This is a genomic window from Nocardia sp. NBC_01730 (assembly GCF_035920445.1).
Taxonomy (GTDB): Bacteria; Actinomycetota; Actinomycetes; order Mycobacteriales; family Mycobacteriaceae; genus Nocardia.
Window position 1 is genome coordinate 6070478 of record NZ_CP109162.1, and the last position, 16352, is coordinate 6086829.

The 16352-nt window shown below is 68.0% G+C and carries 17 protein-coding genes; 6 read left to right on the forward strand and 11 right to left on the reverse strand.

Annotated elements, in window-relative coordinates; genetic code table 11:
* Window positions 1-174 precede the first annotated feature (174 nt).
* The gene (locus OHB12_RS25425; RefSeq protein WP_327111354.1) at window positions 175-1095 is read left to right on the forward strand and encodes a DUF5926 family protein; all 921 of its coding nucleotides are present in this window, start codon (window positions 175-177) and stop codon (window positions 1093-1095) included.
* 186 nt (window positions 1096-1281) lie between these two features.
* On the opposite strand, the gene OHB12_RS25430 is transcribed toward OHB12_RS25425, so the two are convergent.
* From OHB12_RS25430 to OHB12_RS25450, 5 genes are all read right to left on the reverse strand, one after another.
* Entirely contained in the window at window positions 1282-1830 is a 549-nt protein-coding gene (locus tag OHB12_RS25430) for a ferritin (protein WP_327121440.1), read from the reverse strand.
* 71 nt (window positions 1831-1901) lie between these two features.
* On the reverse strand, window positions 1902-2450 hold the full coding sequence (locus OHB12_RS25435; RefSeq protein ID WP_327111356.1) for a ferritin: 549 nt from the start codon (window positions 2448-2450) through the stop codon (window positions 1902-1904).
* A gap of 10 nt (window positions 2451-2460) precedes the next feature.
* Window positions 2461-3846, reverse strand: coding sequence for an LCP family protein (locus OHB12_RS25440; RefSeq protein WP_327111358.1), 1386 nt, complete (start codon window positions 3844-3846; stop codon window positions 2461-2463).
* 122 nt (window positions 3847-3968) lie between these two features.
* Window positions 3969-4763: a CPBP family intramembrane glutamic endopeptidase gene (locus tag OHB12_RS25445; RefSeq protein WP_327111360.1), complete on the reverse strand. Its 795-nt coding sequence runs from the start codon at window positions 4761-4763 to the stop codon at window positions 3969-3971.
* Window positions 4764-4926: 163 nt separating this feature from the next.
* Window positions 4927-5694 (reverse strand): DUF2470 domain-containing protein, encoded by a 768-nt coding sequence (locus OHB12_RS25450; RefSeq protein ID WP_327111362.1) that lies wholly within the window; start codon window positions 5692-5694, stop codon window positions 4927-4929.
* A gap of 164 nt (window positions 5695-5858) precedes the next feature.
* On the opposite strand from OHB12_RS25450, the gene OHB12_RS25455 reads away from it, so the two are divergent.
* From OHB12_RS25455 to OHB12_RS25470, 4 genes are all read left to right on the forward strand, one after another.
* The gene (locus OHB12_RS25455; RefSeq protein ID WP_327111364.1) at window positions 5859-6275 is read left to right on the forward strand and encodes a hypothetical protein; all 417 of its coding nucleotides are present in this window, start codon (window positions 5859-5861) and stop codon (window positions 6273-6275) included.
* Between the two features lie 94 nt (window positions 6276-6369).
* Complete coding sequence (pheA, locus tag OHB12_RS25460) at window positions 6370-7284, forward strand: prephenate dehydratase (RefSeq protein WP_327111366.1); 915 nt, start codon at window positions 6370-6372, stop codon at window positions 7282-7284.
* Window positions 7281-7946 (forward strand): histidine phosphatase family protein, encoded by a 666-nt coding sequence (locus OHB12_RS25465; RefSeq protein WP_327111368.1) that lies wholly within the window; start codon window positions 7281-7283, stop codon window positions 7944-7946. The genes pheA and OHB12_RS25465 overlap by 4 nt, the downstream gene beginning before the upstream one ends.
* A gap of 139 nt (window positions 7947-8085) precedes the next feature.
* Complete coding sequence (locus OHB12_RS25470) at window positions 8086-9072, forward strand: MASE1 domain-containing protein (protein WP_327111370.1); 987 nt, start codon at window positions 8086-8088, stop codon at window positions 9070-9072.
* A gap of 124 nt (window positions 9073-9196) precedes the next feature.
* Here the strand turns inward: OHB12_RS25470 and OHB12_RS25475 are convergent, their stop codons facing one another.
* From OHB12_RS25475 to OHB12_RS25500, 6 genes are all read right to left on the reverse strand, one after another.
* Window positions 9197-10024 carry an ESX secretion-associated protein EspG gene (locus OHB12_RS25475; RefSeq protein ID WP_327111372.1) on the reverse strand — a complete coding sequence of 276 codons (828 nt, stop codon included), beginning with the start codon at window positions 10022-10024 and terminating at the stop codon, window positions 9197-9199.
* Window positions 10021-11187 carry a PPE family protein gene (locus tag OHB12_RS25480; protein WP_327111374.1) on the reverse strand — a complete coding sequence of 389 codons (1167 nt, stop codon included), beginning with the start codon at window positions 11185-11187 and terminating at the stop codon, window positions 10021-10023. Before OHB12_RS25480 ends, OHB12_RS25475 begins: the two co-directional genes overlap by 4 nt.
* A gap of 50 nt (window positions 11188-11237) precedes the next feature.
* Entirely contained in the window at window positions 11238-11549 is a 312-nt protein-coding gene (locus OHB12_RS25485) for a PE domain-containing protein (protein WP_327111376.1), read from the reverse strand.
* Between the two features lie 164 nt (window positions 11550-11713).
* Window positions 11714-12064 (reverse strand): metallopeptidase family protein, encoded by a 351-nt coding sequence (locus OHB12_RS25490; protein WP_327111378.1) that lies wholly within the window; start codon window positions 12062-12064, stop codon window positions 11714-11716.
* A 10-nt stretch (window positions 12065-12074) separates the two neighbouring features.
* Window positions 12075-13199 (reverse strand): septum formation family protein, encoded by a 1125-nt coding sequence (locus tag OHB12_RS25495; protein ID WP_327111380.1) that lies wholly within the window; start codon window positions 13197-13199, stop codon window positions 12075-12077.
* A 73-nt stretch (window positions 13200-13272) separates the two neighbouring features.
* Window positions 13273-14979, reverse strand: a complete 1707-nt coding sequence (locus OHB12_RS25500; protein WP_327111382.1) for an aldehyde dehydrogenase family protein — start codon at window positions 14977-14979, stop codon at window positions 13273-13275.
* A gap of 92 nt (window positions 14980-15071) precedes the next feature.
* Between OHB12_RS25500 and serS the strand changes: the two genes are divergently transcribed.
* Window positions 15072-16334 (forward strand): serine--tRNA ligase, encoded by a 1263-nt coding sequence (serS, locus tag OHB12_RS25505; protein WP_327111384.1) that lies wholly within the window; start codon window positions 15072-15074, stop codon window positions 16332-16334.
* The last annotated feature ends 18 nt before the right edge of the window (window positions 16335-16352 follow it).

Genomic DNA, 16352 nt, shown 5'->3' on the forward strand with positions numbered 1-16352 from the left:
GCTTTGCCCCGTTCGCGGCCCGGCTCGCGTCCGAGCGGCCGACGCGTCCGCGACGAAGTCGCCAGCGTCGGTCGCTCGGACGCGAGCCATAAGGGGGCCGCGAACACGCCGCGCCCGCGCGGCCAAAAACACAGCGCTGCCAATTCAACATCTCACCCTGTAGGTTGACCCCTCGTGGGTAAGAGCAAGCGCAACAGTCCTAAGCCCGGCGGGAACCGGGCCCAGCGTCTCGCGGAGCGGCGGGCGGCGCTGGAGCAGGCGGCGCAGGCCGTCACGCGTCCGTTCGAGGGCCTGGCCGCGGAGTGTGATCTCGTCGCGCTGCGCGAGTTCGTTCCGTCGGCGACGGCGCAGCTGACGCTGGCGCCCGAGGTCGCGGCCGAGCGCACGGTCGTGCTCGCCACGGTGCTGCCTGGCGCGGTGGCCGCGCTGGTCCGGGCCGATGATCAGCCGAGTGGCTACGTCGGTGCGCAGGTGCAGTTCCAGGGTGCCGATCCGGCCGCTGATCTTGCCGCGGCGATCCTGTGGACGCAGTCGGCCGAGCCCGGCGACTCGCTGACCTCCGTGGAGAGCGTGGCGGGCGGCCCTAGGTTGGCCGACGTGATCGATCCCGGTGTGGCGCTGGATCTCACTGTGCACCAGGACTTCGACTGGTGGGTGCCCGAGGGCGTCGATCCCGACCCGCAGGTCGCGGCGACTATAGAGCAGGCCAAGCAGGCGATCATGCCGTCGGCGAGACTCGGGCTGGACGCGGACGTGATCGGCGCGGCCTGGTGGGTGGACGCGGGCGAGAAGGCCCACATCCGCTGGGTCCGGCCGGAGGAGGAAGACAATCTGATGCAGGCCCTGGCCCGCCTGCACGCGTCCGGTGGTCTGCACCTCGGTGACGGTTCGCGGTTCGCGGGTTCGTTCCGCACGCACGGCCTGCTGGTGCCGGTGTTCGACCTGGATCGTGAGCGGCACGCCGACGAGTGGGTGAAGCCGGCCATCGAGTTCGGCGCCCGGCTGGCCGAGGCGTTGGCCACCGATGTTCCGCTGACGGCCGACGAGCGGCGTTCGCGGGACGGTCTGCGGTCTCGTCAGATCACCCTGCGCTGAGCCGGGAGATTGTCGCCGGGAATTTCGTGGGGTTCTCGATGCCACCGAACGTTGGTGGGAGGTAAGGGCAGTCCTCTGGCGAACCGATTCGGAAAGCGGAGAAGCTTTCAGTAAGGCATTCCTATAACACGGTGACAGGCCCAGCTCTTCGCGAGGAGCTGGGCCTGTCACCTTTCGGAAACGCTGTCAGACGCTGCCGCCCGCTGTCGAAGGGGCACCGGATGTATCACTGGGGCCGCTCATTTCCCTGGCGATGAATTCTTCGAGGTCGAACAGGTTCGACCCCGCGCGATCGGCGATCGTGAGCAGGGTTGTCATATTGGCGACTTCTTCGACCTGCTCCTTCAGGAACCACTGCATGAACTGCTCGCCGAGGTAGTCGCCCTCTTCCCGGGCTGTGCTCGCCAGCTGGATGATCTGGTCGGTGACCGTCTTCTCCTGGGCGAGGGCCAGCGCGATCGGTTCGCGGGCAGTCTCGAAGTGGGATTTGGCGGCGTCGACGCCGGAAAGCTCGATACTGATATCCCGATCGAGGAAGTACTGCACGATCATCATCGCGTGGTTGCGTTCTTCGACCGCCTGCGCGTAGAAGCGCTTGGCCAACTGGGGCAGATCCGCGTTATCGAACCACACCGCTATCGCAATGTATTGATGTTCGGCATTGAATTCGTGCCGGATCTGGTCGTGCAGCAGGCCATGGAATTTGCTGCGGGGGGATTCCGGATGGCTGGACATAGCAGCGACATTAGCGCTGGTCATGCCGCATGTCATCCAAGTGCAACCTTATTGAGGCTAGTGTTGCCTAATTAATTCTTCGCTGCCCCTGCCATTTTCGGCGCCGTGCCGTCGAAAGGTTGCGGTGCCTGAAGCTCGCGGGCGACGAACTCCTCGACGTCGAACAACTGGCCCGCGGCACGATCGATGACAGTCAGCAGCGTGGTCGTTCTGGCCACGTTCCGCACCTGTTCTTCGAGGAACCACTGGATGAATCGCTCGCCGAGATAGTCACCGGACACACGCGCCGCGCGGGCCAGGTCGCTGATCTGTGTGCTGCGGGTCTGTTCGAGCTCCAGCAGGAAAGCTATTGCGGCGCGAGGGTCTTCGAAGGTCGAGCAGATCTCGTCCAACCCGCCGATCTGCACATAGAAGTCACGGTCGAGCAGGTACTGCACCATCCGCAGGGCGTGCGCGTACTGCTCGCGCGACCGGCCGTAGCCGTGTCCGGCCAACTGCGGCAACCGGTTCGAGTCGAAGTACACGGCCGCGGCGAGATACTGCTGGGCGGCGGTGAACCCGTGACGGATCTGTGCGCGCAGCAAGTCGGGGAAGGACTCAGCGACATCGGTGTCCGGCATGTCACTGACGCTACCTCGTCAGCAGATCCTCGGGGACGGCCTGGTCCTTGGCGAGCGCGTCGAAGAACCGGCTCGCCTTGTCCTTGTCCCACAGCAGCACGTTGCCGCTATCGGTGTCGGCGAATCCGCCGACCGGCACCGCCGTCGTGACCGTTTCGCCTTTCAGCGCCCAGCCGAGCCTCGCCAGGTCCCAGATGTGGTCGCCGTCGTCGACCTTCAGCGACTTTGCCGTATCGGTGGCCAGCGGCCAGAGCGTGAACGGGTTGGCCAGGGTGGCACCGCTGGTCGCCTTCTTCAGGAGGGCGGCCATGAAGATCCGCTGGTTGTTCATCCGGTCCAGGTCGGCGAGGGCGGTGGCGCGGCTGCGCACGAAGCCCAGTGCCTGGGGTCCGTTCAGCCGCTGGCAGCCCGCCTGCAGGTCGATGCCCGCGAGCGGGTCGTCGATGGGCTTCGGGACGCACACGTCGATGCCGCCGAGCGTGTCGACCACGCTGGCGAAACCGCCGAAGCCGATCTGCGCGTAATGGTCGACGCGCACGCCGGTGGCGATCTCCACGGTCTGCACGAGCAGCGCAGGGCCGCCGAGCGCGAACGCGGCGTTGAGCTTGTCCTTGCCCTGGCCGGGGATGCTCACGTAGGAGTCGCGCGGCAGGCTGACCAGGGTGGTCTTACCTGATTCGGAAACATGCACCAGCATGATCGTGTCGGTGCGCTCCGGCCCGACCTCACCGCCGGTGGCGAGCTCCTGCTCCTGCTCGGGGCTCAGGCCGCCGCGTCCGTCGGAGCCGACCAGCAGCCAGTTCGTTCCGGGTGTGTTGCCGACTCGGTCGGCGTAGTTCGCCAGGGCGGGGATCCGGTTCAGCGAGCCGTCCAGCTGGACGACGGCTCCGACCGCCGCGAGCACCAGCACCAGCAGGAACACCAGGAACCAGCGGAAGGGGCGGCGCTTGCGGCGAGGTCGCGGAGCTCTCGGCGGTCGCTCGCCGCGTGGCGGCGGTGGCGGTGGCGGAGGCGGACCTTCGCGGTACGGCCGAGGCTGCTGTGGCGGTGCGTGTGGCGGTCCTTCGCCGTACCGGACCGGGCGCTGCGTGGGGGCGTGCGGTGGGCCTTCGTGGTGCGGGACCGGGCGCTGGGTCGGCGCATGCGTGCGTGCCTGCGAGGGTTTGCGTGGCGGCATTCGCGGCGGCACCGGCGCCGGCGGGACCTGCGAATAAGCGAGCGGTGGCGGATACGGACCCGATGTGCCGTCGCGGCGCAACACCTGGGTGGGCTCGATGCGCGGTGGTTGTGGATCACCCGCCGCCGGCGCGCCGCCCCGCGCCGGCGGCACACCGGGCCGGCCGGGCGGCGGCACCCGGCGCATCCGCGCGTTGCGCTGGGGGTCGTCGCCGTTCATCACTGAGACTCTACTTATCGGGTGGGCTTCGGGTGCCGCGTGTGTCAGCACCGCGGTGAACGCTGTCCTCCGTAATTCGCGGGGGAAACCCAGCCGTTAGCGCGCCGGAGGGAACAGTTGCGTCACGGAAGCCACGAAACATGGCCGCGCAGAACGGTATAGCCGAGGTAGGCGATCGTGTCGATGGTCGCATGCGCCAGCACCAGCGGCCACAGCCGGTTCGTGCGCTGCCAGTAGCGCCCGAAGACGAATCCCATCACCACGTTCCCGAGCCCGCCGCCCAGACCCTGGTACAGGTGGTAGCTGCCACGCAGCAGGGCTGAGGCCAGCAACGCGGAGTTCGCCGACCAGCCGAGCTTGCGCAGCCGGGTGATCAGAAACGCCACCACGACGACCTCCTCGGCCACCGCGTTTGCGCAGGCCGACAGGATCAGCGCGGGCAAACGCCACCAGTAGTCGCCGAGCGAGGCAGGCACGATCGTCACGCTGAAGCCCAAGGTGTGCGCGACGAGATAGAGCGCGAGCCCTGGCAACCCGATGATCGCGGCGAGCACCATGCCGGGCAGCACGTCCGCGCGCCACCGGATCCGGTTCGCCAGGCCGATCAGCCGCGGTCCCATGCCGCCACGCCACAGCAGATACAGGCCGAGCGCCGCCCACCCGGCCAGGCGCAGCACACTGAGCAGCTGGAAGAGCAGATCGATCGTGGATTGGGTGGATCGCGACGGATTCAGCGCGACGGTCCGTTCGCGGACGCCGCCTGGTGCGAGCGCACTGTCCACCAGTGAGAGGGCCGCATTCAGCCCACTCAGGCCGAATGTGACGAGCAACACCACGAGGATCTCGAGTTTGATCCCGAGCCGCTCCCGAGCCGTCGGCTCGGCCTCGTCCCACTCGGCACCGGACTTCGCACGCATGGGTCGAATCTATTGCGCGCGGACCGCGGGGTGCGCGGCGCGTCAGTGTCGGACTTCCTCGGATCGGGATCGATGCGACCGCGAACCCGGATCCCGAGGGGCTGGTCGACGAAACCGCGGCCATGGTCGGGAGCTGGTTGCGGCCGGCTCCGTGAACCGCGAATCAGATGCGGCGAAGGCCGTTGAGGAACGGGCAGCCGGCCAGGGTCCGCACGGCACGGCTGAGCGCCTCGATATCGTCGGCCGGTGCGCTGAACGGCAGGCGGAAGTCGTGGTCGCCGTCGAGTCCTTCGACGCGCAGGGTGAGGCCGTAGCGGTCGATGGCCAGCGGGTGCACGATGCCGCGCTGAAGGCTGGGCGGCAGGTGCCGGGCCAGCTGGGCGAGGACGTCGGCGTGGTCGGCGTCCATATGCTGCAGCCAGGCGGATTCCATGGCGCAGAACGGATCCGGTTGGGCCAGCCGTAGCTCGTCGCTGCTCACCGATTCCGCACCGGTCGAGTCGGCCACCACCGCGGAGCCGATTACCAGCCGCAGCAGGGTCGCGCCGTGGCCGATGTCGAGCAGGCCGGGATGCGGGTTCTCCTTGGCCACTTCGCCGGCCAAGGCGCGTTGCGCCCGGGCGGGTACCGCGCGTATCCAGCCGCGCAACCAGACCAGTGCGCGCACCGGTTCGCGTAGCGGCAGCGGTGCGTGGTCGGTCAGCTCGAGCACCGCGGGCGCTCCGCTGTCGCCCGAATTGCTCGCCAGAAACGCCGCGACCGAGGTGGTCGGCACCGCGATCACCGTGTCACCGCACTGACGCACGTGGTGCACCGAGGTCGGCGTCGTGTCGATGCCCGGCATGGCCAACACCGCCTGCTCGGCATGCGCGCATGCGCTGCGTACCCGTTCGGCGGTGGAAGGTGCGACGGTCGGGGTCGGACGCGGCATACAAACCTCCGGTAGTCGGGCGCCAGAATGATTAGGTTACCCTAAGCTAAGTGAGTGGGGTGGGATTTAGCAAGCGCTCCGATCGACCTGATCGGAGCGAGATTCCGCAGGCCCCGCGAATCGCCTGCGTTCGAGCCGCCTCGACGGGTTGTTACCGTGAAGACGTGGCAGAGCGGACGGAAGCGGCCGGGGAACCGGTGCTGGTGACGTTGTCGGCGCCCGCCCGGCGCAGTCTGGTCGACGATTTGGTGCGCGGTGTCGGCGCAGGCGCGGCCGCGCCGATCCTCAGGCTGGATGCGCCGGACGCGGAGATCGCCGATTTCCTCGCAGGTGTGGCGCACGCCGACAGCGGTTTCGTAGCACGCACTTCGTCCGGCGAACGAGCGCTGGCCATTGTCGCCGCTACGGCCGCAGCGTTGTGCGGCGACGACATCCGTGCCGCACTGAGTAACCCCGACGTCGCATTCCTCACCGCGCTGAAACCGCCCGCGGTCGAGGCCGTCCGATCGGTCCTGCTCGCGATCGAAACCGAGGCCGCCGACCAGGTCACCAGTGCGCTGAGTGTGTTGACCGGCAGCTGAGCCGCACACTTACGGCCGCCGTACACCCGTCGCGTGTGGCATGCTCGGCGCAATACGCGAAGGGCCGGGCGAACACGCAAGTACTGTCGTAACCGTGCCGCGAATCGCGTACTTCGGGCCGTCCGGAACCTTCACCGAGATGGCCCTCGCCGAACTCGAATCCTCGGGGGCCTTCTACGGGCCCGTCGAGCGGGTCGCCGCGCCCAGCCAAGGCGCCGCGCTGGACCTGATCCGCTCCGGCGACGTCGAGGGGGCGGTGGTGCCTATCGAGAGCTCGGTCGAGGGCTCGATCTCGGCGACGCTCGACTCCCTGGCGATCGGCCCGCGCCTGCAGATCATCGCCGAAACCGAGCTCGAGGTGAGTTTCACGATCCTCGGCAAGCCGGGGACGACCAAGCAGGACGTGCGCACGCTCGCCGCGTATCCCGTTGCCGCCGCCCAGGTGCGGTTGTGGGTTTCACGGCACCTGCCGCACGCCCGGTTGTACACGTCGGCGTCCAATGCCGCAGCCGCGGAAGACGTAGTGGCGGGCAATGCGGATGCCGCCGTCTCGACGGCGTTGGCGGGGGAACGGCTCGGGCTGGTCGCGCTGGCCTCCGGTGTCGCCGACCACGAGCAGGCGATCACACGTTTCGTGCTGTGCACCCGACCCAGGGTGGCGCCGCCCGCCACCGGAACGGACCGCACCTCGATCGTGCTCGAGCTGCCGAACGAGTCCGGTTCGCTGATGCGCGCGTTCGCCGAGTTCGCCACGCGCGGTATCGATCTGACCAGGATCGAGTCCCGTCCGACCCGAACCGGCATGGGCACGTACCGTTTCTATCTCGACTGCGTCGGGCATATCGACGACACGGCGGTGGCCGAGGCGCTGAAGGCGTTGCACCGCACCGCACGGATCCGCTTTCTCGGATCCTGGGCGGCGACCTCGGCGACCGGCACGCCGCCGCCATCGGACGAAACGGCGGCGGAGTGGTTGGTTCAGCTGAGAAAGGGGGTGGCGGACCTGTGAGTGGAAGGTTGATCCTGGTCCGGCACGGAGAGACCGAAGGGAACGTCGCCAAGCTGCTCGACACCAGGGTGCCGGGCTTCCCGCTCACCGAACGCGGTGCCGCACAGGCGAAGACGTTCGGCGAGGGGCTGCTCGATCCGCCGAAAGTTCTGCTCAGCTCGGCGGCGCTGCGTGCACGGCAGACGGCGAACTACATCGAGGCGGCCACCGGTGTGACCGCCACCGTGCTCGATGGTCTGCACGAGGTGCAGGCCGGTGACCTGGAAGGACAGCACAGCGAAGAGGCGCACCGGACCTTTCAGCGGATCTACCGTGCCTGGCACGACGGTGATCTCACCCGGCGAGTGCCAGGAGGGGAATCCGGCCAGGATGTCCTGGACCGCTTTCTGCCCGCGATCGTGCAGTTGCGGGAGACCTATCTGACGCCCGAATCGGGCGATGGTGATGTGCTGCTGGTCAGCCACGGCGCCGCCATGCGACTCGTCGGCCGCGCGCTCACCGGTGTGCAACCACCGTTCACGACGAACAACCACCTGGACAACACCGAAACCATCGAGCTGGTCTCGATGCCAGACGGTGGGTGGGAGTGCACACGCTGGGGGCGGTTCACCCCACCGTTCGGTGACGACGTCGCGCCGACTTCCGACGACCCGATGGGTTAGGCCGAACGCCCACTGGCAGTGGGACGGCCGGTGGCCCACACCGGGGCCGGTCGGCAGTGCGCCGCGGACAAGAATCCACCGACCGGTGCGCATTCCACACACCCTCCCGCCACGTGCGAAACAGATCTATGCTCGGCTAGTGGGCCGTTCCCGCAGATATGCCGATGCGGCACTGCGGATCATTTTCACCGCCAGCGCTTACTTCCTGGCTGCTCAGATCGGGCTGCGACTGGCGCTGGTGGGCAACCAGGTCACCCCACTCTGGCCCCCGACCGGGGTCGGCCTCGCGTGCCTGCTGCTGTTGGGATTGCGGATCTGGCCGGGCATTGCCCTCGGCGCGTTCGCGGTGAACATCCTGCTCGGACCGACGGCGCTCGCGGTACTGATAATCGCCGCCGGGAACACACTGGCACCGATCGCCGCGTATCTGCTGCTCGAGCGGGTGGGATTCCGTCGGAATTTCGACAGGGTCACCGACGCGCTGGCGCTGGTCTTCCTCGGTGCCATGGTGGGAATGCTGATCAGCGCCACCGTAGGCAGCCTGACCCGCGTCGTCGTCGGCGCCACCCCCGCACGCGAGTTCTGGGCGGCCTGGTCGGTGTGGTGGACCGGTGACGCGATGGGTGTGCTCATCGTCGCCCCGCTGATCCTCGTCGCCTGGTCCTGGCGAATACCCACGCGGGTCAACCCGTTGCGGGTACTCGAGGCCGTGACAGTGATTCTCGGCACGTTCGTCGTCGTTCTGGTGGCCACGCTCCAGTCGGCAAACCTGCTGTTCATGATCTTCCCGTTCCTGATCTGGGCGGCACTGCGCTTTCATCTGTCCGGCGCGCTGCCGTGCGCCTTGGTCGGGTCGGTCGTCGTCATCTTCGCCGCTTCTCGGAACTTCTCCACATTCATCGGCCTCGACCTCACGGCCAGGATGATCACGCTGCAGGCATTCAACGGGTCCGTCGCTCTCACCGCCCTGCTGCTCGCGACGATCACGGCGCAGCGCGACCGCGCCACGGCAGCTCTTGACGATGCCTGTGCGCAACTCGCCCAGGCGGCAATCATCCTGAATCAGGGCCGCCCGCTGGAGGGCCTCATCGACATCCTGCACCAGGTCAAGTCGCCCATCCAGTGATCCGCGCCCGGGATACAGGTGGTCGCCGATCAGCATGGTGCGGGGCCCACGGTGCGCGCCAGGACCGTCGGCGCAGGAGCCATGCACTTACCTGAGTGCCGTCGCGTGTCAGGACACCGCGTGTTCAGGAAAGCTTCGGGTTCCTCGGGAAGTCTTCGCGTTCCGGCAGCGAGCTGATCAGATCCTGCACTGCCGCGCGCAGTCGTGCGGTGGTTCCACTGCTGAGTGACGTCCACTTGACGCCGTCGTCGGACTTGCTCGCGGTCGCGATGAATCGTCCTGCGCGCGTGTTGAATACGGCGATGTGGTTGTCGGCCGCGTCCCGGGTGCCGTCGCCGTACATCACGCCGACGACCTCGGCATACGAGTGGATCTCGACCAGGGCGGCGGCCAGGGTCCTCGCATCGTGTGCAGGGTTGCCGACTTTCGTCAGCCGTTCGGCGGTGGCCGCGGCGTCACCGGTGGCTGCGAAGATCGTGGCGAGCTGGTCGGTCGGAGCGTTCATACCGTAGAGCTCCAGCGGTTCGGCGTAGCCGAGTGCCGCAAGCACCGTGCCAGGCAGATCGGTCCCTGCCTCGTCGATGACGTAGGAGTCCTGCCCGCGAAGAGTGACGACCGAGAGGTCGTCGCTCTTCGCCAGACAGAAGCGGCTCACGTACCCATCGACAACCAACCGCAGCGCGATGATCCAGTGCGGCCGGTTCAGCGCGCGCAGCCGGTCCTCCAGATCGAGGTGCACCACATCATCGATGAGTAGCTCCCGCTGGATGAGGGACTCGGCGGCCACGTCCATCGCCGCCTTGTGGTGGGTCACGTTGTCGTAGCGTCCCCTCGCGTTCAACACGACCGGGACCTCGATCTCCAGCTTCTCCAGGAGAAACTGCATCTCGTCGAGCGACAGGACGACCGCCTCGAGCGTCGATGGGCCGTGGCCCGCACCGAGTACGGTCACCTAGCCGTCCCGCTGAAGTCACCGCCGCCGATGACTCCATCGGCGGCAAACCGACCGTCGTTGAAGTGCTCGGTCGACCGCAGGTAGTCCCGGCCGTTGTGCTCGGCCCCATCGTCCTCGGCACTGCGGGCCTGGTTCCCCAGCAGGGGGTTGCCGTTGCCTGTATTCGCCGACCGGACCGGCGCCGCGTCGACCCGGTTGACCGCGACGGTCTCCTGCGCTGGGGAGCCGCCGACCGTACCGTTCGTGCCCCAGCCTTCTGGGAGCTTGAGGGAGCCGTTGTTCATGCCTGCCGGGGACCCGGTGCCGGAGAACGACACGGCGCGGGTCGTGGCGGCGCTACCGGCGGCAGCCACACCGGCGCCCATGGCCATCGGAGCGATGCCGGACATGGCGGGTGCGGTGTTGGTGGCCGCCGCTATCGCACTGCCCGCGACATTGCCAACGGTCGAAACACCGGTGGTGGCGATCGAACCGACAGCCTGGGCGGCCTGTGTGGCAGCGCTCGCCACGCCGGGGTTGCTCAAGAACGCCTGCGTGGCGGCAATGGCCGTCTGGATCGGATCGGCCGGTACCTCAAACGCCGCGTCTGCCGCCTGCCCCGGGTTGGCCGTTCCGGCGCCGCTGGCGATCGGCGGCGGCATCAGGAACTCGGCGGGGGTCGCGAGCATGGCGCTTGTCGCGGCCTCATAGGTCTCCATGACCAGCGCGGCACGGATGTCCATGAGGTTCCTTGTGACCTCCGCGGCCTCGAAGGCGCCGGTCAACACCCCCGGCGGGTTCGCGGAAGCGGCCAGTGCGGTGTTGACGGCCGCGATCTCCGGCGGGCTCGGCATCGCCAGCGCGGCGACGGTGTACGCGATGACATTCCCCGCTGCTTTCGCGCCCATCGCGGCGGCTTGGACGCCCTGCTGTTCGGACCAGCCGAGGAAACCCGTGAGCTTGCCCAGCACGGCGATACCGTTGATGCCCTGCATACCGACGCCGAGTTCGGCCATTACCCTGGCGACGGTCGTTGTCGCGTCGACCCAGGCGGCGGTGAGCCCACCCCAGGCGGTGGCGGCCGCCGAGATCGGAATCGCGTGCGCGCCCGCGTGAAGGGTGGCCGAATTGATCTCCGACGGCCGGGCGGCCCAGATCACCCCGGTGACTCCTGCAACCATGTTTGTCTTCTCCCCTGACTAGGTGTTGCTGACGGGTCTCGGTGTCGGAACTACACCTGGATGGCGTTGATGCCCGTGGCGCGCACCACATCACCCGCGATGTGCTGGGCCAACTGCATGCGCAGCGTTGCCGCGGCGTGGTGGCATTCCAGAATGGCCTGCGCGACAGCACGATCGTGGGACATCGCCCCTTGGTTGAAATGGCCTGCGCCGAGGAACGAGACTTCCTCCGCGCCGGAGGGCAACACGTGCGTCGCGGGCGCGGTTATCGCTGCTGCGGCGGCCAGCCGCTCGGCAACGAGGTCGAGCTCGGCCGCGGCGGCGAGAATGGCTTCGGGTGCGATCAGTACATGTCCGACCATGACTCGACTCCTTCTAGTGGTTATGGGGCGGAACCACGAGAATTCCCCCTACGAGTGATAGGACGCGACAGCAACGCGATCGGTTCCATCGGATCCCCTACTTTCCGGTCTCCCTGCTGATTACACACCCAACGTTCCGGGTACGCCATTCAGCTCGATCAAGACTAGCCCCATCCCAGCTCATGCAGACGGTCTTCGTCAATCCCGAAATAGTGTGCGATTTCATGGATCACAGTGATCGCCACCTGTCGCACCACCTCCGATTCATCGGCGCAGATGTCGAGAATGGCGGCGCGGTAGATCGTCACGGTGTCCGGAAGCGCTCCGCCGTAATGGCTGTCGCGTTCGGTGAGCGCGATGCCGTGATAGAGCCCGAGCAGATGTGGATCCTCCGGATCGCGCGGTTCGATCAGCACGACCACGTTGTCGATCGCGCGGGTCAGCTCGGGCGGGATGAGATCGAGCGCGTCACCGACCAATTCCTCGAACCGGTCCGCGGACATCGAGACGGACATCGGCGCCGGTCTACCTCGGCTGGGACTGCGGCGGCAGCGGAGCCGCGCCGGGCAGCGGTGCGGGGGTCGAGCGCCCGTTGTTCGGCGGCGGCACCGGTGCCTGGCCGTTGATCAGGATGTCTCCCCTGGCCGAACCGGTGATCGGCGCGAAGCCTTCCCGATCGGCACCCTTGCCTAGCATGCAATCCAGCTTGCGACTGCCCGCCATCCAGCTGCGGGCGTCGATGTAGTCGAAGAACAGAGTCAGCGTCTTGTTGCGGATCACGTCCGGGCCGCCGAGATAGTCGGTCGAAGTCCGCGCGCACTCCTCCTCGACGAACTTGTCCTGCTCCTCCTTCGGCGGCGGTCCGCCGTTGAAGCGCGTGCCCAGGTCGACGGTGGAGACGATCTCCACGGCGTGTGGCTGTGCGCAATCCACCGGATCGGTCGGCAGGTTTTGGTTGATGCCGAGGCACATGCCCTGCTCGTACACCTTGGACTGGTCGTGCTCGGCGGCGCGGCCGACCGAGGGTGGCGTGCCCGTGCTGGCCGCTACCTGCAGTCCGCAGCGCAGCGTGCGGTCACCGTGTTGCCAGCCGTCCGGGCTGGGATACATCAGGCCGACGATGTACTTGCCTCGCGGATCGAAGTGCCCGGACATGTACTCCTGCACGGCCGGAACGCAGTGTTCTTCCTTCAGTTCGGTGAGCCGCAGTGAGTCCGGGAACCGCGAGCCGGGGCCGAACTCCTTGCCCGGATACCTGCTTATGTCGATATCGGCCGCGACCTCGAACATGTGCTTGCTCGAGCAGTTCACCTTGACCAGGTCGGACCGGTCGTTCCTGGTCCAGCTCAGGCAGTCGCCCGTCGCGGCGGTGCCGAACTCTTTGTCCAGCACGGTCTGCGCCGGCGAGCCCGGGTTGTGCGCCGCAAGGCCCTTCCCGTTGTCGAAGCCGGTCACGAACAGCGTCACCATGGCAGCCAGAACCGCGCCGACAGCCACCGCGAGCAGACCCCAGCGCAGGGTCGGCGCGGACAGGTGCAGGTTGCCGTCGGACACCGCGGCCTTCGCGGAATCGAACAACCGGCGAACCTCGTCGGCGCGCGTCGACACGCCACGCCTGAGCTTCTGCGGGGGCACTTGTGCGGGTGACATCGCGATCCATCATGGCAGTGTCAGGGCCGTGGTGCTACGACCTGGCCTGATCGACACGAGCCCGCGCGTCGGGTCAGCCGCGCAACGCCGACAGGAAGATCCCGGGCAGCCTGGCCGGGTTGGCGCTCGCGTAGAACTCGGTCAGCCTCCGTCCGGTCGTCGCGGCGGTGGCGTTGTCGACGAACCACGGCGGCTTCGGCGAGAGGGTGGGCTCGCCGCGCAACAGCGAGCGCGGCGCGGGCCGGAATGGACCGCGCACCACCGTGCGCTCCACGTCGTCCAGGAGGAAAGCGTTGTGCACCACGCCGATTCCGCTCTGCACGTCGTCCAGGGTGTGCCCGGGGAAGGCCCCCCATGCCGCGCGCGGCGCGAGGAAGGCAAGCCCGGTCCAGGTGTTCACCGCGATCGCGCCGTAGCGCAGCCGCTCGATCGCGCGGTCGAAACCGATGCCGAGCCTGCGGATGGTCGCCGGATGGGCGATGACGTTCGCGCCGAGCGTTCCGGTCAGCTCGGTGTTCGCGAAGTCCACTGCATGGTGCACGAACGCACCGCCCAGGTGAGGCAGTTCGACCACGCCGAGCACGGGAGAGAAGTATTCGGTGCGCAGCAGCGGCGTGTCGGTGCGCGGCAGCTGCTCGACCAGGACCCGGCCCGCCCCGGGCCCGAGGCGCTCGGCATCCGGATAGGATGCCAGCGCGTCCGCGACACGCCCATCGCTGCCCGGGTAGTACGCGGCGCGCCGCGGCGCCCGCTCGATCGCGGTACGCAGCTCGGCGAGGAACCTGTCCTTGCGATCCCAGTCCGCGCTGAGCACGATCGCCTGCGCGGCGACGCAGTTGTAGCCGCCGTTGTGCAGCCGGTGGGTCGCCACATGCTGCGCTTGGTAGCGCAGGTCGGCGTCGGACCAGTCGCCGGGCACCACGATGGTCGGCGAGACGCCGCCCAGCTCGCTGGTGATCGGCTTGTCCAGCAGCGGCCGGTGCTCCTTCTTGCGCTCCAGCCCCTCCTGGCCCGGCCCCCACACGATCGTGTCGTGCGTGTGTGCGCTTCCGGTCATGTGCACGTGCGCGACGTCGTCGTGGTGTACCAGGTAGCTGCCCTCCACCGCGCCTCCGGTGAGAATCCGGAGCACGCCCAGCTCGAGCAGCGGTGCGAACACCATCTCGAACACCGTGTACAGCGGGTCGGTGATCGGGTTCAGCTTCAGCGCAACCACCCGATTGTGCGCGTACAGCTCGTAGAGCGCGTCGAGCGGCGCGATCGAGGTGATGTTGCCCGCGCCGAGGACGGCGCCGATCCCGCGGGTCGCAGTGGGATCCAGCTGGGCGAGCCCGGCCCGTTTGCGCGCGGTCTCCGCGTCGACGCCGGGACGCAGCCACACTTCGCCGCGGAAGCCGTTGAGCAGGAGCCGGTCGTATACGCCCCGTGGAAGGATCGGCACCGCGACCCGTCCGCCCGGCGCTTCCTGCAGTGCGATGCCGGCCAGCGGGCTGTACCCGGTCTCCAGCGCGGAGAGGGTCGCCGAGAGCGCGGCGGTGGCCTGCAGCAGGGTGAGCGGGCCGGACATCCACTCCTCGCCGACCAGCGACGAGTCCGCGTCCAGTCCCTTGATGGTGCGTGCCGCGCGTACCCAGTCCTCGGCGAAGCGGCCGGTTCGGGCGTGGATCTCGTCGAGAAGTTCGCGGCGACGGCGCAGCGAGGTCGCGGCCCACGCCTTCTCGCCTGCGGAGAGGTCGGCCAGCGCGTTGTCGATGGCTGTCTCGTCGAATGGGGTACCCACAACCCAACTATGCGCGCGATCCTGGGCGGTTGGCTCACATCCTGGGATATCGGCGTGAAACGGCAATACTGCGACCACTAGGCTGATGGCCCATGATCGACCTCCGATTCCTGCGGGACAACCCCGACGCGGTCCGCGCCTCGCAGCGCGCCCGCGGCGAAGACCCCGCCCTCGTCGACGCCCTGCTCGAGGTGGACGCGGCGCGCCGTGCCGCGGTGGCTACCGCGGACAACTTGCGCGCCGAGCACAAGGCGATGGGCAAGCTGATCGGGAAGGCGAGCAAGGAGGAGCGGTCCGCGCTGCTCGCGCAGGCGCAGGAGATGTCGGTCAAGGTCAAGGAGGCCGAGGCCGCTCAGCACGCCGCCGACGCCGACCTGGACGCCGCGCACCGCGCCATCTCGAACGTAGTGCAAGAGGGCGCGCCCGCGGGCGGGGAGGACGACTACGTCGTGCTCGAAACCGCCGGTACGCCACGGGAGTTCGACTTCGAGCCGAAGGACCATCTGGGGCTCGGCGAGTCGCTCGGTCTGATCGACATGGAGCGCGGCGCGAAGGTCTCGGGCGCGCGGTTCTACTTCCTCACCGGCTACGGCGCGCTGCTGCAATTGGGTCTGCTGCAGCTGGCCGCGCAGAAGGCCGTGACCAACGGCTTCACCATGATAATCCCGCCGGTGCTGGTTCGTCCGGAGATCATGGCGGGCACGGGGTTCCTCGGCAAGCATTCGGCCGAGGTGTACCACCTCGAGGACGAGGACCTCTACCTCGTCGGTACCTCGGAGGTGCCGCTGGCCGGCTACCACGCGGACGAGATCCTCGACTTGAGCGGCGGCGCCAAGCGGTATGCGGGCTGGTCGTCGTGTTTCCGCAGGGAGGCGGGCAGCTACGGCAAGGACACCCGCGGCATCATCCGCGTGCACCAGTTCGACAAGGTGGAGATGTTCGTCTTCACCACGCCGGAGGAGGCCGACGCCGAGCACCGGCGCCTGCTCGAGTGGGAGCGGGACATGCTCGCGGCGGTCGAGGTGCCCTATCGGGTGATCGACGTGGCCGCCGGTGATCTGGGCAGCTCGGCCGCGCGCAAGTTCGACTGCGAGGCATGGGTGCCCACCCAGCAGACCTACCGGGAACTCACCTCGACCTCCAACTGCACCACCTTCCAGGCTCGCCGCCTCGCCGTCCGCTACCGCGACGAGAACGGAAAGCCGCAGATCGCAGCCACTTTGAACGGTACGTTGGCGACCACTCGCTGGATCGTGGCGATTCTGGAGAATCATCAGCAGGCCGACGGCTCGGTGCGCGTTCCCGCGGCACTGGTTCCGTTCGTCGGCACCGACGTGTTGCGACCGCCGAACTAGGCGCGTGCAATGATCTTC